General features: G+C 43.0%; 18 protein-coding genes. 12 read left to right on the top strand and 6 right to left on the bottom strand.

Annotation, left to right across the window (positions count from 1 at the left end):
- Together EAH55_RS24285 and EAH55_RS24280 are read right to left on the bottom strand one after the other, a co-directional pair.
- Positions 1-1,317 carry a cytochrome ubiquinol oxidase subunit I gene (locus tag EAH55_RS24285; RefSeq protein WP_121811936.1) on the bottom strand — a complete coding sequence of 439 codons (1,317 nt, stop codon included), beginning with the start codon at positions 1,315-1,317 and terminating at the stop codon, positions 1-3.
- A gap of 251 nt (positions 1,318-1,568) precedes the next feature.
- Entirely contained in the window at positions 1,569-2,600 is a 1,032-nt protein-coding gene (locus EAH55_RS24280; RefSeq protein WP_114937831.1) for a LacI family DNA-binding transcriptional regulator, read from the bottom strand.
- 130 nt (positions 2,601-2,730) lie between these two features.
- Between EAH55_RS24280 and EAH55_RS24275 the strand changes: the two genes are divergently transcribed.
- The 7 genes from EAH55_RS24275 (at position 2,731) to EAH55_RS24245 (ending at position 12,027) form a co-directional block, all read left to right on the top strand.
- Complete coding sequence (locus EAH55_RS24275) at positions 2,731-4,206, top strand: xylulokinase (protein ID WP_121811935.1); 1,476 nt, start codon at positions 2,731-2,733, stop codon at positions 4,204-4,206.
- 105 nt (positions 4,207-4,311) lie between these two features.
- Complete coding sequence (gene xylA / locus EAH55_RS24270) at positions 4,312-5,640, top strand: xylose isomerase (protein WP_121811934.1); 1,329 nt, start codon at positions 4,312-4,314, stop codon at positions 5,638-5,640.
- Positions 5,641-5,688: 48 nt separating this feature from the next.
- Positions 5,689-7,395, top strand: a complete 1,707-nt coding sequence (locus EAH55_RS24265) for a sodium/sugar symporter (RefSeq protein ID WP_112575560.1) — start codon at positions 5,689-5,691, stop codon at positions 7,393-7,395.
- Between the two features lie 210 nt (positions 7,396-7,605).
- Positions 7,606-9,006: a glucuronate isomerase gene (uxaC, locus tag EAH55_RS24260; protein WP_121811933.1), complete on the top strand. Its 1,401-nt coding sequence runs from the start codon at positions 7,606-7,608 to the stop codon at positions 9,004-9,006.
- Positions 9,007-10,038, top strand: coding sequence for a sugar kinase (locus EAH55_RS24255; protein ID WP_121811932.1), 1,032 nt, complete (start codon positions 9,007-9,009; stop codon positions 10,036-10,038).
- A complete protein-coding gene (locus EAH55_RS24250) occupies positions 10,035-10,697 on the top strand; it encodes a bifunctional 4-hydroxy-2-oxoglutarate aldolase/2-dehydro-3-deoxy-phosphogluconate aldolase (RefSeq protein ID WP_121811931.1) in 663 nt (220 codons plus the stop codon). Before EAH55_RS24255 ends, EAH55_RS24250 begins: the two co-directional genes overlap by 4 nt.
- Positions 10,698-10,716: 19 nt before the next feature.
- A complete protein-coding gene (locus tag EAH55_RS24245) occupies positions 10,717-12,027 on the top strand; it encodes an MFS transporter (RefSeq protein WP_121811930.1) in 1,311 nt (436 codons plus the stop codon).
- 53 nt (positions 12,028-12,080) lie between these two features.
- Here the strand turns inward: EAH55_RS24245 and EAH55_RS24240 are convergent, their stop codons facing one another.
- Entirely contained in the window at positions 12,081-12,317 is a 237-nt protein-coding gene (locus EAH55_RS24240) for a hypothetical protein (protein WP_121811929.1), read from the bottom strand.
- Between the two features lie 165 nt (positions 12,318-12,482).
- Here EAH55_RS24240 and EAH55_RS24235 point away from each other — a divergent pair, with 165 nt between their 5' ends.
- The 3 genes from EAH55_RS24235 (at position 12,483) to msrA (ending at position 14,437) form a co-directional block, all read left to right on the top strand.
- Positions 12,483-13,418 carry an MBL fold metallo-hydrolase gene (locus EAH55_RS24235; RefSeq protein WP_121811928.1) on the top strand — a complete coding sequence of 312 codons (936 nt, stop codon included), beginning with the start codon at positions 12,483-12,485 and terminating at the stop codon, positions 13,416-13,418.
- A 36-nt stretch (positions 13,419-13,454) separates the two neighbouring features.
- Complete coding sequence (locus EAH55_RS24230) at positions 13,455-13,706, top strand: DUF3820 family protein (RefSeq protein WP_112575553.1); 252 nt, start codon at positions 13,455-13,457, stop codon at positions 13,704-13,706.
- Positions 13,707-13,780: 74 nt separating this feature from the next.
- On the top strand, positions 13,781-14,437 hold the full coding sequence (gene msrA, locus EAH55_RS24225) for a peptide-methionine (S)-S-oxide reductase MsrA (protein ID WP_121811926.1): 657 nt from the start codon (positions 13,781-13,783) through the stop codon (positions 14,435-14,437).
- A gap of 275 nt (positions 14,438-14,712) precedes the next feature.
- On the opposite strand, the gene corA is transcribed toward msrA, so the two are convergent.
- Both corA and EAH55_RS24215 read right to left on the bottom strand, forming a co-directional pair.
- Entirely contained in the window at positions 14,713-15,837 is a 1,125-nt protein-coding gene (corA, locus tag EAH55_RS24220; protein ID WP_121811925.1) for a magnesium/cobalt transporter CorA, read from the bottom strand.
- A complete protein-coding gene (locus EAH55_RS24215; protein WP_121811924.1) occupies positions 15,838-16,449 on the bottom strand; it encodes a WbqC family protein in 612 nt (203 codons plus the stop codon).
- Between the two features lie 35 nt (positions 16,450-16,484).
- Between EAH55_RS24215 and EAH55_RS24210 the strand changes: the two genes are divergently transcribed.
- Positions 16,485-17,369: a lysophospholipid acyltransferase family protein gene (locus EAH55_RS24210; RefSeq protein WP_121811923.1), complete on the top strand. Its 885-nt coding sequence runs from the start codon at positions 16,485-16,487 to the stop codon at positions 17,367-17,369.
- On the top strand, positions 17,366-18,400 hold the full coding sequence (locus tag EAH55_RS24205) for a glycosyltransferase family 2 protein (RefSeq protein WP_121811922.1): 1,035 nt from the start codon (positions 17,366-17,368) through the stop codon (positions 18,398-18,400). Before EAH55_RS24210 ends, EAH55_RS24205 begins: the two co-directional genes overlap by 4 nt.
- Here the strand turns inward: EAH55_RS24205 and EAH55_RS24200 are convergent.
- Positions 18,372-20,912 (bottom strand): mechanosensitive ion channel family protein, encoded by a 2,541-nt coding sequence (locus tag EAH55_RS24200; protein ID WP_121811921.1) that lies wholly within the window; start codon positions 20,910-20,912, stop codon positions 18,372-18,374. The genes EAH55_RS24205 and EAH55_RS24200 overlap by 29 nt on opposite strands.
- Positions 20,913-20,980 lie beyond the last annotated feature (68 nt).

The following is a 20,980-nucleotide window of genomic DNA, read 5'->3' as shown; positions in this document are numbered from 1 at the left end:
TCAGGCGGTTTTACGGTCATACAATTCTGGCACCATCTGGATCTGCCTCTTTAATAAAAATATAACAGCTACACTCAGCGTAAAATAAATAAAGCTGAACAGGTAAAACGAATACTGGATTCCAGGCATAGGTGTAACCGCTTCGCTGGTACGCATAACACCCTGAATTATCCAGGGCTGGCGACCAACTTCGGTTACCGTCCATCCGGCCTCAAGAGCGATAAAACCAAGCGGGGTTGCCCATATGAAAGTTTTCAGGAACCAGGGTTTGGAAAGCAGATCTTTCTTTTTCCAGAGTTCATAAAAATAGATGATCCCTATCAGCATCATCAAAACACCTATACTTACCATAATTTGAAAGGCGTAATGGGTAACAGCTACCGGGGGCTGATTTTTTACCGGGATCTTATCCAAACCATTTACGGGCGTTTTGAAATTATCATGGACCAAAAAGCTTAACAAACCGGGAATTTCTATCCCGTAGTTAACTTTTTTAGCCGCTGTATCCGGTATACCTCCTATAACCAGCGGGGCATATTCCTGGGTATGGAAATAAGCCTCCATGGCCGCCAGCTTTGCAGGTTGACGCTTGGCAGCGTTTTTAGCCGAAAGATCACCACTAAAAGGCTGTAAAATGGCTGCCGCCGCGCCAAAAATGATAGCGATTTTAAAAGCCTTGGTATGGAAAAGCACATTCTGTTTGCGGTAGATCATCAGCGCGTGAATACCAGCCACCGCAAAACCCGTTGCCGAAAAAGCCGCTATGATCATATGCAATGACTCTGAAAACCAAGCCTTGTTGAACATGGCTTTTACCGGGTCAATATTAATATACTGTCCGTTCACGAAATCGAAACCCGAAGGGCTGTTCATCCATGAATTAGCAGCTACTACTAAGATGCCCGATGCGACGCCACTTACACCTACAATGATCCCGGCTGTCCAATGTACCCAGTTGTTGAGTCGGTTCCAGCCATACAGGAACAAGCCCAGCGCTATTGCCTCAATAAAAAAGGCTACTCCTTCAAGGGAGAATGGCATCCCGAAGATAGGCCCGGCATGCTTCATAAAACCAGGCCAAAGCAACCCGAGTTCAAATGAAAGCATCGTGCCGGATACGGCGCCGGTCGCGAAAAATATAGCCACGCCCTTGCTCCAGGCAACAGTAATATTTTTATAGACGGGATCCTGCGTTTTTATCCATTTAAAGTGGGATATAGCCATAAAAACAGGCATCACCATACCGATACAGGAATATATGATATGAAACCCTAACGATAAGGCCATTTGGGATCTGGCCGCTAAAAAATCATCCATACGTATTATAATTAAATAATGGCTGAAATTAAAGCTTAATGTAACAAATATGTAACTAAATGCTTATCGATATTGAATTTAAAATGAAAATACCAATCCAAAAAAATTGGATTAATGGGGATTATTTACTAAAAATATCATTGCGCGGAACGCTGCCGACAGAGTATAAAGTGACCAAGCACGTCGCTCTGTGACGTTTGGGATTGCTTCGTGCCCCGCAATGACGATTGTTGAGAAGAAATGGTGAAGAACTATCCCTTCTTCGCTGTAGATCCTCTGATGATCAATTCTGGTTTTATGCTGATGATCTTAGGTTTAACCGAAACCTCAGTATTGCCAATCTCCTGAAAAAACAGGTTGCCTATGGTTTTACCCATGTAAACGCTAAACTGATCTATCGATGTTATGGACGGACTGGTTATTTCTGTAAAAGCTTCGTTAGAGTAACCGCAGATGCCAAGTTCTGATGGTACTTGTATTTTCATAGCATTAGCTACCTCCAAAACACCCAGTGCGGAAAAGTCTGAGGTCGAAGCAAATATCGCGTCAGGAGGCTGGGGGAGGTTAAGCAGTTTGCGCGTAGCTTCGGCACCAAGTTCTTTTGTCCAGGCGTTTTCCACTACCAATTCATCAATAACGGCAACTTTATGAGTTTCTAACGCCCGCAGATACCCAGTTTTTCGCTGGCGGAAGATGTTCAGGTTTTGCGGACCTTCAAGCAGTGCAATACGTTTGTAGCCGTTTTCAATCAAGTGCGATACCGCCTCGAACGAAGCCTGCTCATTATCATTGATCACTTTAAGGGTTTCCAGCTCTTCGGCAACGCGGTCAAACTGAATCAGTTGAATGCCGTGATCCAGCACGTTTTGCAGATGCTGGTAATCGTAACTATCAGCTGATACTGAGATCACTATACAATCCACATGCTGATTAATAAGGGTATTTACGCATTGTATTTCCTTATCATGTACCTCGCCCGATTGGCAGATGATCAGGTTATATCCTTTTTGATAGGTTGTTTCCTCAATCCCGGCTATTACATTGGCGAAAAAGTTCTGGTTGATGCGGGGTACCACAACGCCAATGGTTTTTGAATGCCCCTTACGTAGGTTGGAGGCAAGCGTATTACGTTTATAATTGAGCTCATCGGCGGTTTTAATGATCAGCTCGCGGGTCTTTTCATTTACCTGGCTGCTGTTGTTCAGCGCCCTTGATACCGAGGATGCAGTTATGCCGAGCTTGGCGGCAATGTCATAAATGGTTGTGCGTTTTACTTTCTTCATTGGTGAGTGCAATTTGGAAAAAATATTTTACGCAATCGATTGCAATTTTTATTTATTTATTTATTTTCGTTGCGTTAAGTTACCAATTAATAAATACAACCAAAAAATCACACAAAAATCTGAATAGGCTATGCTATTATTAGGGATTGATATAGGTACTTCGTCGGTAAAAGTAAGTGTTGTGGACGCTGCTACACAAAACACAGTTGCGTCTGCGCAATATCCCGATGAGGAGTCACCAATAAAAGCATTGCATCCCGGCTGGGCCGAGCAATCGCCGTCCATGTGGTGGGAACAGGCACAAAAGGCACTTGAGCGCTGCCATGCCAAAGGTGGTTATAATTCAAAGGATATCGCTGCAATAGGCATAGCTTATCAAATGCACGGTCTTGTACTTGTTGATAAAGATCAAAACGTATTACGTGATAGTATTATATGGTGCGATAGCCGCGCTGTTGAAATAGGCGATAAGGCATTTGCTGCAATTGGCGAAGAGCATTGCCTTTCGCACCTGCTTAATTCTCCCGGTAACTTTACCGCTTCAAAACTGGCCTGGGTAAAAGAAAACGAACCGGAGATCTATAATAAGATCGATAAGATCATGCTACCCGGCGATTATATCGCCATGAAACTTACCGGCGAGATCACTACATCAGTATCAGCACTTTCTGAGGGGGTATTTTTCGATTTCAAAACCAACGGCATCTCTAAAGAGATCGTTAACTACTTCGGTTTTGATGAGCGTTTATTCCCGGTTATCAATCCTGTGTTTTCATCGCACGGAACTTTGCAGGCATCGGTTGCCGAAAAACTGAATCTAAAGGAGGGTATCCCGGTTACTTATAAATCAGGCGATCAGCCAAACAACGCCTTATCATTAAATGTGCTTAATCCCGGCGAAGTAGCCGCCACAGCGGGTACCTCCGGTGTTATTTATGGTGTAGATGATCAGTTAGTTTATGACCAGCAGTCACGTATCAATACATTTGCGCATGTTAACTACACCAACGAGCAAAAGAGGCTTGGCGTGTTGCTATGCATTAACGGAACAGGCAGTTTATACCGCTGGGTAAAAAACACATTCGGCATAGGATACAGTTACAATCAGATGAACACTGAAGCCGAAAAAGCGCCGTTAGGTGCTGATGGCTTACAGGTGCTTCCTTTTGGCAACGGTGCCGAGCGCATGTTAAACAATAAACAGGTAGGCGCACATTTTCAAAACATCGATCTTAACCTGCATACGCCTGCTCATATTTTCAGGGCTGTACAGGAGGGTATAGCTTCATCGTTCCGTTATGGTTTTGACATTATGCGCGGGAATGGTATGAACCCAACTGTAATCCGTGCAGGCAAAAGCAACCTTTTCCTGAGCGATTTATTTACCCAAACGTTTGTAAATGCAACCGGTGTACCTGTTGAGCTTTATAATAATGACGGCAGCGTTGGCGCTGCTTTAGGAGCAGGAATCGGAGCAGGCATTTTCAAATCGCCATCTGAAGCATTCAGCAATATCAAAGCTATTAAACTGGTAGAACCTACAACAGATCAGTTTGAACCTGTTTACCAGGAGTGGAAAGCTCTTTTAGACGCAAAACTGAGGTAAAAGGAAAAAGGTTAAAGGCGAAAGGTGTTTTCTGTAATAACTCAACAACTACCAAATAAACAATTCATTAAATCATTAATTCGATAATTAAATAATTAAAATAACATGAGCATAGTAACAGGCGAAAAGGAATTTTTCAAAGAAATAGGCCAGGTAAAATTTGAAGGCCTTGAATCAGATAACCCGCTGGCGTTTCGCTGGTATGATGCGGATAGGGTAGTAGCAGGCAAAACCATGAAAGATCATTTGCGTTTTGCAGGAGCTTACTGGCATTCGTTCTGCGGTACCGGTGCCGATCCGTTTGGCGGCGCTACGCATGTTTTCCCATGGGATGAAAAGGCGGATGCCGTTGAGCGTGCTAAAGACAAAATGGATGCAGCGTTTGAGTTCCTTACCAAAATGAACCTGCCATATTACTGCTTTCACGATGTTGACGTGGTTGACTATGGTAACGATGTTGCTGAAAACGACCGTCGTTTACAGGCTTTGGTTGAATATGCCAAACAAAAACAGGCTGCCAGCGGCGTAAAACTGCTTTGGGGCACTGCAAACCTGTTCAGTCACAAACGTTACATGAATGGCGCTTCAACCAACCCTGACTTTCATGTATTGGCCCATGCAGGCGCGCAGGTAAAAGCTGCACTTGACGCTACAATTGCCCTGGGTGGCGAAAATTATGTGTTCTGGGGTGGCCGCGAAGGTTATATGAGCCTGCTTAACACCAACATGAAACGCGAGCAGGAGCACCTGGCTAAGTTTTTACATACCGCTAAAGATTATGCCCGCAAACAAGGCTTTAAAGGCACTTTCTTTATCGAGCCAAAACCTTGCGAGCCAACAAAGCACCAGTATGATTATGATGCGGCTACAGTATTGGGCTTTTTACAGAAATACGACCTGATTAATGATTTTAAACTGAATCTTGAGGTTAACCACGCTACTTTAGCTGGTCATACTTTCCAGCATGAATTACAGATTGCTGCCGACTCAGGGTTATTAGGTTCGATAGACGCTAACCGCGGAGATTCGCAAAATGGCTGGGATACCGACCAGTTCCCGAACGACATCAATGAGATCACGGAATGCATGCTGATAATCCTTGAGGCAGGCGGTTTCCAGGGTGGTGGTATTAACTTCGATGCCAAGATCCGTCGTAACTCAACCGATCCGGCAGATTTGTTCTATGCCCATATTGGTGGTATGGACCTTTTTGCAAGGGCATTGGTAACTGCTGATAACATCCTGCAAAAATCAGAATACAAAAAATTACGTACCGAAAGATATGCCTCATTTGATTCAGGTACGGGAAAAGATTTTGAAGAGGGTAAGGTTTCTTTGGAAGATTTGCGTAACTATGCGATAGCTAACGGCGAACCTAAAGTGACAAGCGGTAAACAAGAATACATCGAAAATTTGATAAATCGATATATATAGTTTATAATTGTCAATCATACATATTAAACCCAAAGACAAACCAAAACAATGAACCTCAAAACCCTCTCGAATGGCGATTATGCTGTTTTCTTTATCTACTTTATAATTGTTGCCAGCTATGGCTGGTGGGTGTATAAGCGTAAACACAACGCCGATGCCACTTCAAAAGACTATTTTTTGGCCGAAGGGTCGTTAACCTGGTGGGCCATTGGAGCATCATTAATCGCTTCAAATATCTCTGCCGAACAATTTATAGGTACAAGTGGGTCTGCGTTTAAAATGGGCTTAGCTATATCTACCTACGAGTGGATGGCTGCTATTACCCTTATCATTGTGGCGGTTTTCTTTATCCCGGTATATCTTAAAAATAAGATCTTTACCATGCCACAGTTCCTGCACCAGCGGTACAACGGAACAGTAGCCATGATCATGGCTATCTTTTGGCTGCTGCTGTATATTGTGGTTAATTTAATGTCAATCCTTTACCTTGGCGCCTTGGCCATCAGTGGTATCTCCGGTTTGGATATACACCTGTGTATCTGGTTGCTTGCTATATTCTCGGCGGTTATTACGCTGGGAGGTATGAAGGTTATTGGATATACCGACGTTATTCAGGTAGCTGTACTTATACTGGGTGGTTTAATGGCATCTTATCTCGCACTTACGTTGTTAAGCGAAAAAGAAGGTACCACAGGCTTACTGAACGGTTTCAAAATTCTGCACAGCGAAGCTACTGATCACTTCCATATGATCTTCAAAAAGGATAATCCAAACTATATGGACCTGCCTGGCTTATCAGTATTGATAGGCGGTATGTGGATCACCAACCTTAACTATTGGGGCTGTAACCAGTACATCACCCAAAGGGCTTTAGGTGCAAACCTAAAAACCGCCCGCGGTGGTATCTTGTTCGCCGCCTTCCTTAAATTGCTGATGCCGGTTATTGTGGTGTTGCCGGGTATTGCCGCTTACCTTTTATATCAAAAAGGCATGTTCCACCAGGAAATGGCGAGCTCATCGGGTGTATTGGATCCTAACAAAGCATATCCATCGTTGTTAAACTTATTGCCTACCGGTTTAAAAGGTCTTTCATTTGCCGCCTTAACTGCTGCAATTGTAGCCTCGTTGGCAGGTAAAGCAAACAGTATTGCTACCATCTTTACGTTAGATATTTACAAAAAAGCTATCAACCCTGAAGCTACCGATAAGAAACTGGTTAACCTGGGTAAGATCTCTGTTCTTGTAGCCTTATTATTAGGCATCCTGTTATCTGAGCTTATTGGTAAAGCATTAATGGGCGAAGGTAAACAAGGCTTCCAGTACATTCAGGAATACACAGGCTTTGTATCTCCGGGTATTTTTGCCATGTTCATTCTTGGTTTCTTCTGGAAAAAGGCTACATCAAACGCGGCTTTATTTGCAACAGTTGGTGGTTTCATCTTCTCATGTTTCTTTAAACTTTGCCCAAGGTTTATTGATCTGAGCTTCCTTTCTCCATATGGATTTTCGAAGTTGGCGCTACAGGATGATAAGGTAACCCAGCTTTATGAAATCCCTTTCCTTGACCGCATGGGCTTTGTATTTATCATCTGCGTTATCGGTATGTACATTATATCGAAAATTGATCAGGCCAGGGGCGTTACTACAAATGGTCTTGAAATTGAAAGTTCAATGTTTAAAACTTCAAGAGGATTTTTAGCCGGTGCACTAATTGTAACAGGTATCGTAGTAGCATTGTACTCAATTTTCTGGTAGCATAAATTTTACCAATAGCTATAAAAGGCGATGGGTTTAGTACCTGTCGCCTTTTTTTATTATAATAAATGTGTTTTAACGTTGAACGAAAACGTTTGCGTGGATTGTTTGGACTTATTACTTCCAACTTGCCTATATGATGTGTAATTTGCCCCTTACAAGTATAAACTATAATACCATTGAGCCTGGTATTACATCTGTTAATAACCAATGAAGAATTTTTTAGATCAGGATTTTTTACTCCAAACTAAAACGGCGCAGCGAATATACCATGAGTTCGCCAGTCATCAGCCTATAATTGATTACCATTGCCATCTGCCGCCAGACCAGATTGCCGACGATATCAATTTTAAAAACATAACCCAGATCTGGCTTTATGGCGATCATTACAAATGGCGCGCCATGCGGGCAAATGGGGTCAATGAAGCCTACATAACCGGCAATAAAACCGACGAGGAAAAATTTACAGCCTGGGCGGCAACAGTACCATACACATTAAGAAACCCGTTATATCACTGGACTCACCTCGAGTTACAGCGTTATTTCGGCATCACCGAATTGCTTTCACCTGCATCTGCACAAAAAATATACGCTCAGTGTAATGAAAAACTGCAATCGCCGGAGTTTAGCATCCGTAATATTCTTAAAAATAAAAACGTAGAGGTTGTTGGCACCACGGATGATCCGCTGGATAATCTCAGCCATCATCAAAAGTTGAAACAGGACAATTATAGCGTAAAGGTGTTACCGGCATATCGCCCGGATAAAGCCATGAACGCTGATGATATCTCGGGACTTAACAAATACATCGACCAGCTGCAAGTTGTTGCCAATATTGATATCTCAAACTTCGATGATTATTTAAAAGCGCTTAAAAGCCGCCATGATTATTTTGCAGAGAATGGCTGCAAACTATCGGATCATGGCCTGGAACAGATCTACGCTGAGGATTATACCGATGCGGAGATAGCTGCGATCTTTATTAAAATAAGAAACAACGAAGTGTTATTGCCGTTGGACATCCTGAAATTCAAATCGGCTATGTTGTATTACTTCGCTGTTTGGGATCACGAGAAGGGCTGGGTTCAACAGTTCCACCTCGGAGCGCTGCGCAATAACAATGCCCGTGCTTTAACCAATCTGGGACCAGATACCGGTTGGGACTCTATCGGCGATTTTACACAGGGCAGGGCATTATCTAAATTCCTGAACAGGCTGGATACTACCAATCAACTGGCGAAAACCATTATTTATAACCTTAATCCTGCGGATAACGAGTTATTTGCTACCATGGTAGGCAATTATAACGATGGTTCGGTAGCGGGTAAAATGCAGTTTGGTTCGGCATGGTGGTTCCTGGATCAGAAGGATGGCATGATCAAACAGATGAACGCCTTATCAAACATGGGCTTATTAAGCCGCATGGTGGGTATGCTTACCGATTCACGGAGCTTTATGTCGTTCCCGAGACATGAGTATTTCCGCAGGCTGCTTTGTAACCTTTTGGGTGATGATATTGAAAACGGGGAACTGCCAAATGATATTGAATGGACGGGTAAGATCGTGAGTGATATTTGCTATTTTAACGCCAAAAACTATTTCAATTTTTAAATGAGCAATATCGAAAATACAAAGGGGAGCATCCTGTCATTCGGTGAGTTGTTACTGCGCATGTGCCCGGACGGCGAAGGCCAATGGCTGGCGAAAAACAAGCTGCCATTTTTCATCGGTGGTGCCGAACTAAACGTTGCCAATGCTTTGGCTTTATGGGAGCAGCCCATAAAATATTTTACCGCCCTGCCCGATAACGCATTGTCAGAACAGATCATGAGTTACCTGCAGGACAAAAACATTGACACATCTGCCATACATAAAAGCGGTAACAGGATAGGGCTTTACTACCTTACCCGTGGTAAAGATGTAAAGAACAATGCCATTGTATATGATCGTGCGGGCTCATCCTTTGCCAATCTTAAGCCAGGCATGGTTAACTGGGATGCCGTGCTTAAAGGCGTAAGCTGGTTTCATTTCAGCGCTATTTGCCCGGCCCTAAGCCAGCTGGCTGCTGATGTTTGCGAGGAGGTTTTACAGGCCGCAAGCAGGAAACATATCACCATATCGGTCGATCTTAATTATCGCCCCAAATTATGGCAGTATGGCAAAAAGCCAGTAGAGATCATGCCGAAACTGGTTCAATATGCTGATATCATAATGGGCAATGTGTGGGCCGAAGAAACTATGTTAGCCATTCCGGTTACGCCGGATATCCACGAGTCGGGCCAGCAAAGTATTTATCTGAAAGAAGGACTTTATTCCTCAGAAAAGATCATGGATGCTTACCCGCGCTGCCGGGCTGTTGCCAATACATTTCGTTTTGATGCAGGTAAAGGTGTTGAATATTATACTTCACTTTTTACGGGAAACCGCTTTTATCACTCGGCAACTTACACTACCGAAACGGTGGTTGATAAAGTAGGCAGTGGGGATTGCTTTATGGCCGGACTTATTTACGGCTTTTATAACAAGCAGGATCCGCAGCAGTTACTGGATTTTGCTACAGCAGCCGCTTTTGAAAAGCTGTTTATTGAAGGCGACGCGACCACCAAAACAGTTGATGAAATTTATAATGCTATGAAACAATGAGTAAAAAAGATATAGTACTTGATGCCATATTAAAACAGGGAACATTGCCGCTGTTCTTTTATAAAGATCCGGAGGTGAGCCTGCAAATAACCCGTACACTGTACAAAGCAGGGATAAGGGTATTTGAATATACCAACCGTGGCGAAGCGGCCCTCGAAAATTTTAAAGTTTTAAAACAAGCCCTGGCCAACGGTGAAATGCCCGGCCTTGAATTGGGCATAGGAACGATTAAAAGTGTTCAGGAAGCTGAAGCCTTTATTGCCGCAGGAGCTGATTTTATCGTATCGCCAATTGTTAACCCGGAAGTAGGAAAACTAACGGCACAGCATAACCTTTTATGGATTCCGGGCTGTATGACGCCAACCGAGATCTATTTAGCTCAGCAAAATGGTGCAGCTTTAATAAAAATATTCCCGGCCAATATTTTAGGGCCGGAGTTTGTATCCTCTATCAGGGATTTGTTTGCCGGTCAGCTGTTCATGCCAACAGGTGGGGTTGATTTGAACCATGACAGCATCAGTACCTGGTTTAAGGCTGGGGTATGCGCGGTGGGTATGGGCAGTAAGCTCATCAGCAAAAACGTGCTTGAAAACCAGGAGTACGATAAGCTGTATAATGATACCTTGAAGCTGCTGGAAATAGTACAAACCATTAAATAGCCAGTTAACCTAAATTATAATGAGAGAAGAAAAAGTTGGGAACTACCGCTGGGTGATCTGCTCGCTGGTGTTTTTTGCAACAACTGTCAATTATCTTGACAGGGCAGTGATCAGTTTACTTAAGTCAGACCTTACAAAAGAATTTAAATGGAACGATGGTGACTATGCCAATATTGAAATAGCATTTAAAATAGCGTACTCTATAGGCCTGCTCGCCGCCGGCCGCATCATCGATAAAATAGGCACCAAATTAGGATATTTCCTTTCAACGCTGTTATGGAGTATTTCGGCAGTGTGCCATGCATTCGTCGGTAGCACCTTTGGCTTCGGCGTAGTACGTTCGGCATTGGGGATCAGTGAAGCAGGTAATTTTCCCGCAGCAATTAAGACTGTCGCCGAGTGGTTTCCCAAAAAGGAACGAGCTTTTGCGACCGGTATCTTTAACTCGGGTGCAAACGTCGGTGCAATAGTTGCCCCTTTAACAGTGCCATTTATCGCGGTTACATGGGGATGGAGATGGGCCTTTATCATAACCGGCTCAATAGGTTTTATATGGCTTGTACTATGGCAGGTTATCTACCGCGCGCCTTCTAAACACAGCAAAGTATCAAAGGCCGAGCTTGATTATATTAACAGTGATCACGACAGCCAAGCAGAGATACTGCAACCCGCTGAGCAAAAGAAAATATCATGGGGCAAGCTGTTATCCTTTAAACAAACATGGGCGTTTGTTATTGGCAAGTTTCTAACGGATCCTATCTGGTGGTTTTACCTGTTTTGGTTACCTGATTTCCTGGAAAGCCAGTATAACTTGAAAGGCACAGCAATAGCTATCCCCGTAGCATTGGTTTACACCATGTCTACTTTCGGCAGTGTTGGAGGCGGTTGGTTGCCCATGAACCTGATTAAAAATAACTGGCCCGTATTTAAGGCCCGCAAAACTTCCATGTTTATTTATGCGCTGGCGGTAATACCAATCATATTCGCACAAATTCTTGGCGGCATAAATATGTGGCTTGCGGTAATCGTAATCGGGATAGCTGCATCGGCACACCAGGCCTGGAGCGCCAATATTTTCACAACAGTTTCGGATATGTTTCCGAAACGTACAATTGGCTCGGTAACCGGGTTGGGAGGGATGTTTGGCTCTATCGGCGGAGTATTCTTATCGCTTGCCGTACAAAAAAATCTGTTTGTATACTATCGTTCTATCCATAAAATTGAGATAGCCTATTACATCATGTTTTTTGTTTGCGGTAGCGCTTACATTTTAGCATGGCTTATCATGCACTTTTTAGTGCCTAAAATGAAGCCAATTGAGCTGGACTAAACAATAAGTTCTAAAAGAGAAAGCCGGGTCAAATGATCCGGCTTTCTCTTTTATTAGGCATGACTTGTTGCTTGTTCGGCAAGCTCATCAATCCAGCTTGACAAGTAAGGCTCGGTGCCATCAATCCTTATCCATTCGCCATCCTCATCTTTGGCAATCACCAAATGCAGCGTGCCATCTATCGATCTAAATTCAAAGGCTTCTGAGTAATCAGCATGTGTTATTTGTTGGGCAGTTCCGTCTATTTCACTGTCGGTTCCGGTAAGTGTAGCATCAAATTGCTGTTTCATGGTATCTATAATTTTTAACCTAACACGGTTTGGATAATTTCTGTTTGCATTGAAACCGTTCAGTCAGGTATCTTATTTATTTTTAGGCTGATAAAAATTGTTCTTAAATTTAACTCACCTAAAACTTTTAATACAGGAGTTATGTTTTGTTAACAATTATAAACCATGAACAGAAGGCTCAGTACAAAGTATTTCCAGGTATCGCAAAGGGTATGGGGAACCAAATTACTATTCGTTAATATTTATATGATTGCAAACCGTCCCGGAGCCGCCAAAGGCTGGGTTTTGGTTGATACCGGGTTAAAGGGCTCGGCAAGCAAGATCATTGCTATGGCCGAAGATCTTTTTGGCCCAGGGACAAGGCCGGCCGCCATTGTACTTACACACGGCCATGCCGATCATGCCGGAGGCCTTGAAGAACTTTTAAAAATCTGGAACGTTCCTGTTTATGCTCATACGCTGGAATTGCCGTATTTAACCGGCTTATCATCATACCCACCTGCCGATCCTTCATTGAGGGATGGGATGATGAGCCTCCTATCTACATTTTTCCCTACCGCGCCAATAAACCTCGGTAACAAAGTAAAGGCTATCGATATGAACGAAGGGATTCCGGAACTACCTGAATGGAAGGTAATCCATACTCCCGGTCATACACCCGGACATATTTCTTTGTTTCTGCCGATAAATTCAACCTTGATAGCCGGCGACGCGTTTTCTACCACTAAAGCCGAATCCGCTTTATATTCTTTTAGTTCGCTCAAAAAACTGACTGGCCCGCCGAGGTATTTTACTACCGATTGGAAAGCCGCAGCCGAATCAGTTCGCAGACTTACTGCGCTTGAACCACGTACGGTAGCGGCCGGCCACGGCCCGGTGATGCGTGGTCGTGAGTTGCGTGACGAATTGCATGAACTGGCGGATAATTTTGAGCAGGTAGCAATACCATCTGACGGACGCTATGTTAAGCACCCGGCCGTTGCTGATGAAATGGGCGTAAAATACATTCCTCCATATGTAAGCAGCGGCATTTTAAAAGCGTCCGTTGGTTTAGCGGCAGCACTGGCAACATTTTTTATTATACGCGGATTTCAGGAATAGGATGTAACCATGGCGGTTTGTTTTTACCTTTACCCCGTGGAAAATTTACAACCAGACCCCAAAATCCTCATCGATATTGTGCAAACCCGAATGCCTTATGGTAAATACAAGGGGACTATTATAGCCGATATACCTGTATCATACCTGGAGTGGATGGCGGGCAAGGGCTTTACTAAAGATAAAATGGGGATGCTGCTTTCCACCACATTTGAGATCAAGACCAATGGCCTGAGCGAAATCCTTTTTATGGTGAAAAAATCGCTTATGCAGCAGGCAAAAAGGCCCTAAGCTTGTTTACACGGGCGTGACCATCTGCTGGTGTCAAGGCATCGTATATTAGTAAATTAATAGTGATATCCATTATGAAAAAGTTGCTCTTATACGCTGCAGGCATATTCCTGTTTTTAAGCAGTTGTGCCGATGGACAAGCATCAAAAGGCGATAATTTTGCCGTGTTACCTCCACCAAAAACGGGAGAGGCGGTAGCAACTTTTGGAGGCGGCTGTTTCTGGAGCATGAGCGAAGCCATGTCTGAACTAAAGGGCGTTAATAAAGTAGTATCCGGCTATGCGGGCGGCAATACTAAAAACCCAACTTATAGGGAAGTATGCTCTGATAACACCAACCATGCCGAGACGGTGCAGGTGTATTATGATCCTAAAGTGATTAGCTTTGATAAATTAGTTGAAGCATTCTTTTCGGCGCATGATCCAACTACGCTTAACCGCCAGGGGCCGGATGAAGGAACAGATTACCGCTCAATAGCTTTTTATCGTAACGACGCGGAAAAAAACACAATTGAGGTAACCATAAAAAAGGTGAATGAATCAAAGCATTACGCCAATCCCGTAGTTACCCAGGTTGTGCCTTTCAAAGTTTTTTATCCTGCTGAGAACTATCACCAGGGATATTACCGATCTCATCCCGATCAGCCGTATATCCTTGCTGTTTCAGAGCCCAAAGTAATAAAGTTCAGGAAGGCAATGAAAGCGGAACTTAAGCCTGAGTTTGCCCCCTAACCCCCTAAAGGGGGAACAATCCTCTGTTACCCAAATATACTGCTTACTCTCCCTTTAGGGTTAGAGTAATATCCAAAAAACGGCTAGTAGGCTCTCAGTGGGTGGGATTGTGCGATTCCCTCCCTTGGGAGGGTGTAGGGAGGGATTTCAGCGAGATGCCTTATCGTTGCAAAGACGTATAAACCCCGCCCCGCCAACGCGCAATCTTAACGCACCCCTCCCAAGGGAGGGAACCGTCAATTAACAGGTTACTCCCCCTTTTAGAGGCCGGGGGGCTACAAACGATTAAACCATCCCTTTTTCCAAAATACAAAAACCTGTATAACCGCGATCAACAGCATAAATACAATAGCATATACATAGCCATGACGCCAGTAAAGCTCGGGCATATTATCCGGAAGGACATGGCCTTTATCATCCTGGCGCGAAAAGTTCATGCCGTAAATACCGGCAATAAAGGTAAGCGGGATAAAAATCACCGAAATAATGGTAAGCACTTTCATGATCTCATTCATGCGGTTGCTCACCATCGATAGGTACAGGTCAATGATACTTGATGTAACCTCTTTATAGTTTTCGATAAGGTCCATAGCTTGGATACAATGATCATAGGCATCGCGCAAAAACAATTTAACTTCCGGTGTTATCAGTGGACTTTCCGACCGGATCATGTCGTTGATCTTATCCCGCTCTGGCCAGCTGGCGCGGCGTACAACAATAAGCGTACGTTTTAGTTGCTGGGCATCAAACATGATCGTTTTATCGGCACTTTCATAAAGTTTATCTTCAAGCGCGTCCAGATGATCGCCAATCTGCGCAAGCAGAACAAAATAGTTGTCGATTATTGTATCGGTAAGTGCGTAGCACATGTAACCCGGCCCAGCAGTACGAATGGCCCCTTTACCGGCTTTCAACCGAGCCTTTACCGCATCAAAACGATCTGTGTGATCTTCCTCGAAGCTTACAATGATGTTATCTTTAATAATGGCCGAAAACTGGCAGTTAATAATCTCATTCTCTTTATTGAAATGAACTATCCTGCTGGTACAAAATGCATAATCATCATACTCATCAAATTTGGGGCGTTGATGGGTATTGGCTATATCCTCCAAAACCAAAGAATTAATATTACAATGCAAGCCAATTTGTTCAATCAGATCGGCATCGCCCAAACCATTTATCTTAATCCAGTGGGTGTGATTATCACATTTGTTAAGTTGTTTTAAGGCCGTTTTTATATCCTTGCCTTCGCAGGTTACCAGCTCATCCTTATTATACGAATAAACTGAGACAATGGGCTTAAGCGCATCGCTGGGCACGTTGATGGTGCCTGGTCTGTCGCCTACATTGCCTGCACGTTTATGTTTTTTAAAGCGTAAACGCTTCAAATTGCCATTCATTTACAAATAGTTTATGGTTTGCGGCCCCTGGTTAAACAGCAGGTCAATGATGCTCAGGTTTTTCATAAAGCCCCCGCGGTCTTCAAATACCTGAAAATATGGTTTCTGCTGCATTTCGCTTTCTTTTTTTGGATGGATAGAAAACCGAAAATCGTGCAGGTTAGGATATTCGGCCTGATATTCATCCGTAAAATTTAATTCCGTTTTTATTTTGGTAAGCTTTAGCAGCAGGTTCAAAAGCTCCTGATTATAATCAAATAAATAGGTAATTTGTTTTTCATAAAAAGGCGCAAAATCGTCTTCGTAAAATTCAAAATAAGCCGAACGGCGATAACAGGCCTGTAAGCTTTGCCAGTGCAGGCGCTGCCACATAAAGTCGTAACTTATTTTTACATCTTTAACTTTCGTATGATTTTTTGAACCTTTAATCACCGGCACTACCAATGCCAGTACGCCATCGGGCGAGCAAATATTTGCCCGGTTACGATAAGTTTGTTTAGGAAAATGCTCTTCTCTTTCTATCAGTATATCAGGCTTATACGTATTTATCTGTACAAAATAATCTACCGGTGGAAGATAAAACATCGGTAACACAGCGCCTTTTTCAATCATATATTTTATGTTTGTGCTCGAAATTTGCAAAAATAATGATAAAAAAGGGCTTTACTAAGTTAGGTATATTAATTTTATACCTTATATCGCTGCTTCCCTTTTGGCTTTTATACATTTTATCTGATATAGCGTTTGTTTTTGTTTACTACATTGTTAATTATCGACGCGATGTTGTACAGCAAAACCTGCGCAATGCTTTTCCCGAAAAAACAGACCAGGAGCGGCATGATATTGAGCGTAAATACTACCGTTACCTGGCCGATCTGATTGTGGAAACCGTTAAAATGATTACCATATCAGAAAAACAGATCAGGAAAAGGGTAGTGGCCACTAACTCCGAGCTTGTATTTGAATACTTTGCTAAAGGTAAGAGTATTATTGCAGTTGCCGGTCATTATTGCAACTGGGAAATGGCGGCCCTCAATTTTAACTTTGTCACCGATAAACGGTTCATGATTGTTTACAAACCTTTAAACAACCATACGTTTAATGATTTCTTTATCGAGATCCGGTCGAGGTTTGGCGGACAACCCATAGCAATGAAACAAACCTTACGTAAAATGATCGAATACCGCAAGGAACTTACTGTTACTGTACTGGTGGGCGATCAAACACCGGTGGCGAGCGATACGCACTATTTCGCTAATTTTTTGAATCAGCCAACTGCTATGTTTTTGGGAATTGAAAAAATTGCTAAAACAATAGATGCCGCTGTTGTTTTTTACGACATGAAAAGGGTAAAGCGCGGATATTATGAATATACACTGGTCCCGCTTACCGAAACACCAAAAGAAACTGCCGAACACGAAATAACAGATATGCACGTGAAATACCTGGAGGGAATGATTAAACGAGAACCGCAATATTGGTTATGGTCGCACCGGAGATGGAAGTTTAAGCCGGAGGATTTACATAGATGACCCATACACCCAAAGTTGCTGTAGTTATTTTAAACTGGAACGGCCTAAAGTACCTTAAACAATTTCTTCCATCAGTATTATCATCAACATATCCTAACCTGGAGATTGTGATGGGCGACAATGCCTCATCCGATGATTCTGTAGCGTTTATGCGCGAAAACTATCCTTCGGTAAGGATCATACAAAACGATAAAAACTACGGCTTTACAGGTGGCTATAACAAGGTATTGGCCCAGGTTAATGCTGATTATTATATCCTCCTTAACTCAGACGTTGAAGTTATACCCGGCTGGATAGAGCCTGTCATAGCGTTAATGGAAAGTGACAGCTTAATAGCCGCTGCTGCACCTAAAATCAGGTCATATGCTCAAAAAGATTACTTTGAGCATGCCGGTGCTGCCGGTGGTTTTATTGATAAACATGGTTACCCGTTTTGCCGTGGCAGGATCTTTTATGAACTGGAGAAAGATAATGGGCAATATGAGCAATCAGGTGAGGTTTTCTGGGCTTCAGGCGCTTCATTATTTATCAAAAAAAGCATCTGGGATGAGGTTGGGGGCTTTGATGAAAGCTTTTTCGCCCACATGGAAGAAATTGACCTTTGCTGGCGTTTAAAAAACATGGGCTACAAGGTGATGTATTGCGCGCAATCAACCATATACCATGTTGGCGGCGGCACGCTTAATGCCGAAAATCCTTTTAAAACTTACCTCAACTTCCGGAACAACCTGTTTCTTATAAAAAAGAACCTTCCATTCGGTCGGGCCTTTTGGGTGATCTGTATCCGTTTCATGATGGATCTGCTCGCTTTGATCCGGTTTTTAATGGAAGGCAAGCGCAAAGATGCCTGGGCAGTAAGCAGGGCACACCAAAGCTTTGTATTAAGCTTATTTAAGCCGAAAGGCAAAAGGCAAAAGGCGAAAGGTGATGCACCGCAAAACACTGCCGGTATATTCAAAGGCAGTATTGTTTGGGCTTTCTTTGTGAAAAAGAAAATCCATTTTACTGATCTTGATCCTTCGGAGTTTTAGTATCGTCTGTACCCTGCTCTTCTTCAGTGCTACTTAGTCCCGGCGCTTCTATTTTAATAGGAGGCAAGCCTTTAGGCCATATTACCCGCACATCCTGCTGGCGGAATGGTATATCAATACCCTCCCTGTTGAATGCATCATAAATATTGCCCAATACGCGGCTTTTTAGTCCCAGCCAGGTATTGATGTCGGCGGCCCAGAAAAACACCCGGAAATCAACCGAGCTTTCGTTCAGGTTATGCAGAAACACAGATGGTGAAGGCTGGGACATGATATCATCATGGTTGGTCAATACGCTCAACAATACTCCTTTTACTTTTTCTATGTCCGAACCGTATGCCACCCCAATAATTAATTCAACCCGGCGGTTATTATTACTTAAGGTCCAGTTAATTACGTGATGCGATATCAGGTCGCCATTTGGAATGATCACTTCCGCACCATCAGCTGTAGCTATCTTGCTGGCACGAATGCCAATATCCATAATAGTACCTGAACGGCTATCTACCTCGATAATATCGCCAACCTGAATAGGTTTCTCAAAGGCCAATATCAAGCCCGATACCAGGTTGTTTACAATGTTCTGTAAACCAAAACCGATACCTATACCAAAAGCACTGATTATGATGGTTATTTTATCAATTGGGACCCCCGAAGCCGCAACGGCCAGGAAGAAACCTAAAGCTATCACTCCAATACGGATCAGCAGGGTAGAAGTTCGGTTCTTTTTCTTGGCTACATCGATATCATTGGCGTGCTTGGCGGCAACATCATATAAATAGCTGATGATCTTTGAAGCGATAGAAGAAAGCCAGATCACAGCCACGAATATGATTACGCTTTGAAAGGTGAATTGCGTATTGGTACCACCTATACTCCGGCTCTTGGTCAGGAAATCGCCCAGGGAGTCAAATACAGTATCTTCAATATTCAGGTTTTGGGTGAGCATAACCAGCCAAAGAATGGTAGCCAGTATACTCAATACGCTTCTGAACTTATTTTGCAATAATTTGTAATCGATGAACGAGGTGAGGTTGTTGCTTTTTTTGCCTGCTTCCAGTTGCAGGAAAAGTGCCTCCATAATGATGTGCACAATGTAATACATTGCCAGGGCAAGCCAAAGATTGTATACTATGCTAACACCAATGATCTTAGCCAGACTTACGCGGCCAAAAACATTGCAAAAAAAGGAGGCTCCCTGGAAAAATATAAAAACCTTAAGTATAAAGCTGGTATATGGCAGGTACTCATCCTTAGCCCTACGCACTTTTGATAAAAACCTGAAACTTACTACCGATGCGGCAAAGCCTAAAATCAAAATAGCAACCCTGTCGAAATTAGTTACCTGGATATAAAGATTGCTCAGGCTGTAAAGGATAGTAATGCCAAACAACTGCAGCATAAAGCGGAACATAGTTGCCGGGCACGATTTTTTCACCATGTACAGTATGGCTATCATCAGGACCAGCAAAAACATTTCCAGTACAACCACAGGCGGGTGGTCATAAAAATTAGGAAGCAGCGTGAACGTAATGATAAGCGACGATACAAAAGGATGATTTACAACATAACTGGCCTGACTGAACACACTTTCGGGCGTATCATTATCACGTAGTATTCTGCGCCTGCTGGCACGTACCCAGGCAAAAAACGCGAATAACAACACTAAACCTCCAATGTGGATCAGGATATCCCGGCCGATGAAAAAGTTAAAAAGCTTCGCGTTCATGTCGGCAGTAGCTTTGGTGGCTGTGCCGAAATCACTGCCCTCATCGGCATTCATGTTCCAGATGTTGCTGTACTCCTGCGACATGGCCCTGATACTAAAATCCCGGATTTTGGTATCAATCTGGTCTTTAAGGTCGAGTATCGAAATATAAACGGCCGAAGTACGGTTTTGCAGCAAGCCTATCTTTACCATCACCTTTTTATTGGTGGTGTCCAAACGATGATATTTGCTGTCGATAGCTATTTTCTGAATAAGATAAGTAGTAGCCAGCGAACTATCAGCCGGCAGGATCTTTAAAACACTATCACGGGATATGGCATCAAGATCATTCTGGTTTTGAACAAGTTTGCTGTTAATATCTGCAAGTTGCTCCTGCCACAAGTCAAGCTGGTCATCACTGCGGGTGAGCACGTCCCTTATGGTATATAAGTACCTCAAGGTACTTGATTTATCGTTATCAATAAGCGATTTAATAAGGGTAACCCGCCTTTCAAACGACGGCAATTTCGTACTGATATCGGCAGTATCTAACTTTTTTGAAAGATTGCTTTTAATCTGATTAAAGGCAGATGTATAATATTCAACCTTTTGCAGCAAGTTATTTACGGATGTATCCGAGCGTTTAAGCGCCCGCATCATCGAGTCGCGAGATAGGATAGAGGCGCGAAGCGAATCCCTTACCGAATGTGTTTTTTTCTTTTTGGTTTGAGCAAACGTATCAACACTGGATAACAGTGTAACAAAAAGTAAGGTTAGCGCGGCTACTTTGAATATTTTAGGCATCTGAAACTATAAGCTAAAAGCAAAGTTTAAACGCTTTAATTGCAAAAGCGTTTTATCAAAATGATAAA

The organism is Mucilaginibacter kameinonensis, from assembly GCF_003675385.1.
Taxonomy (GTDB): Bacteria; Bacteroidota; Bacteroidia; order Sphingobacteriales; family Sphingobacteriaceae; genus Mucilaginibacter; species Mucilaginibacter kameinonensis.
This window is presented reverse-complemented; position numbering and strand designations above follow the sequence as displayed.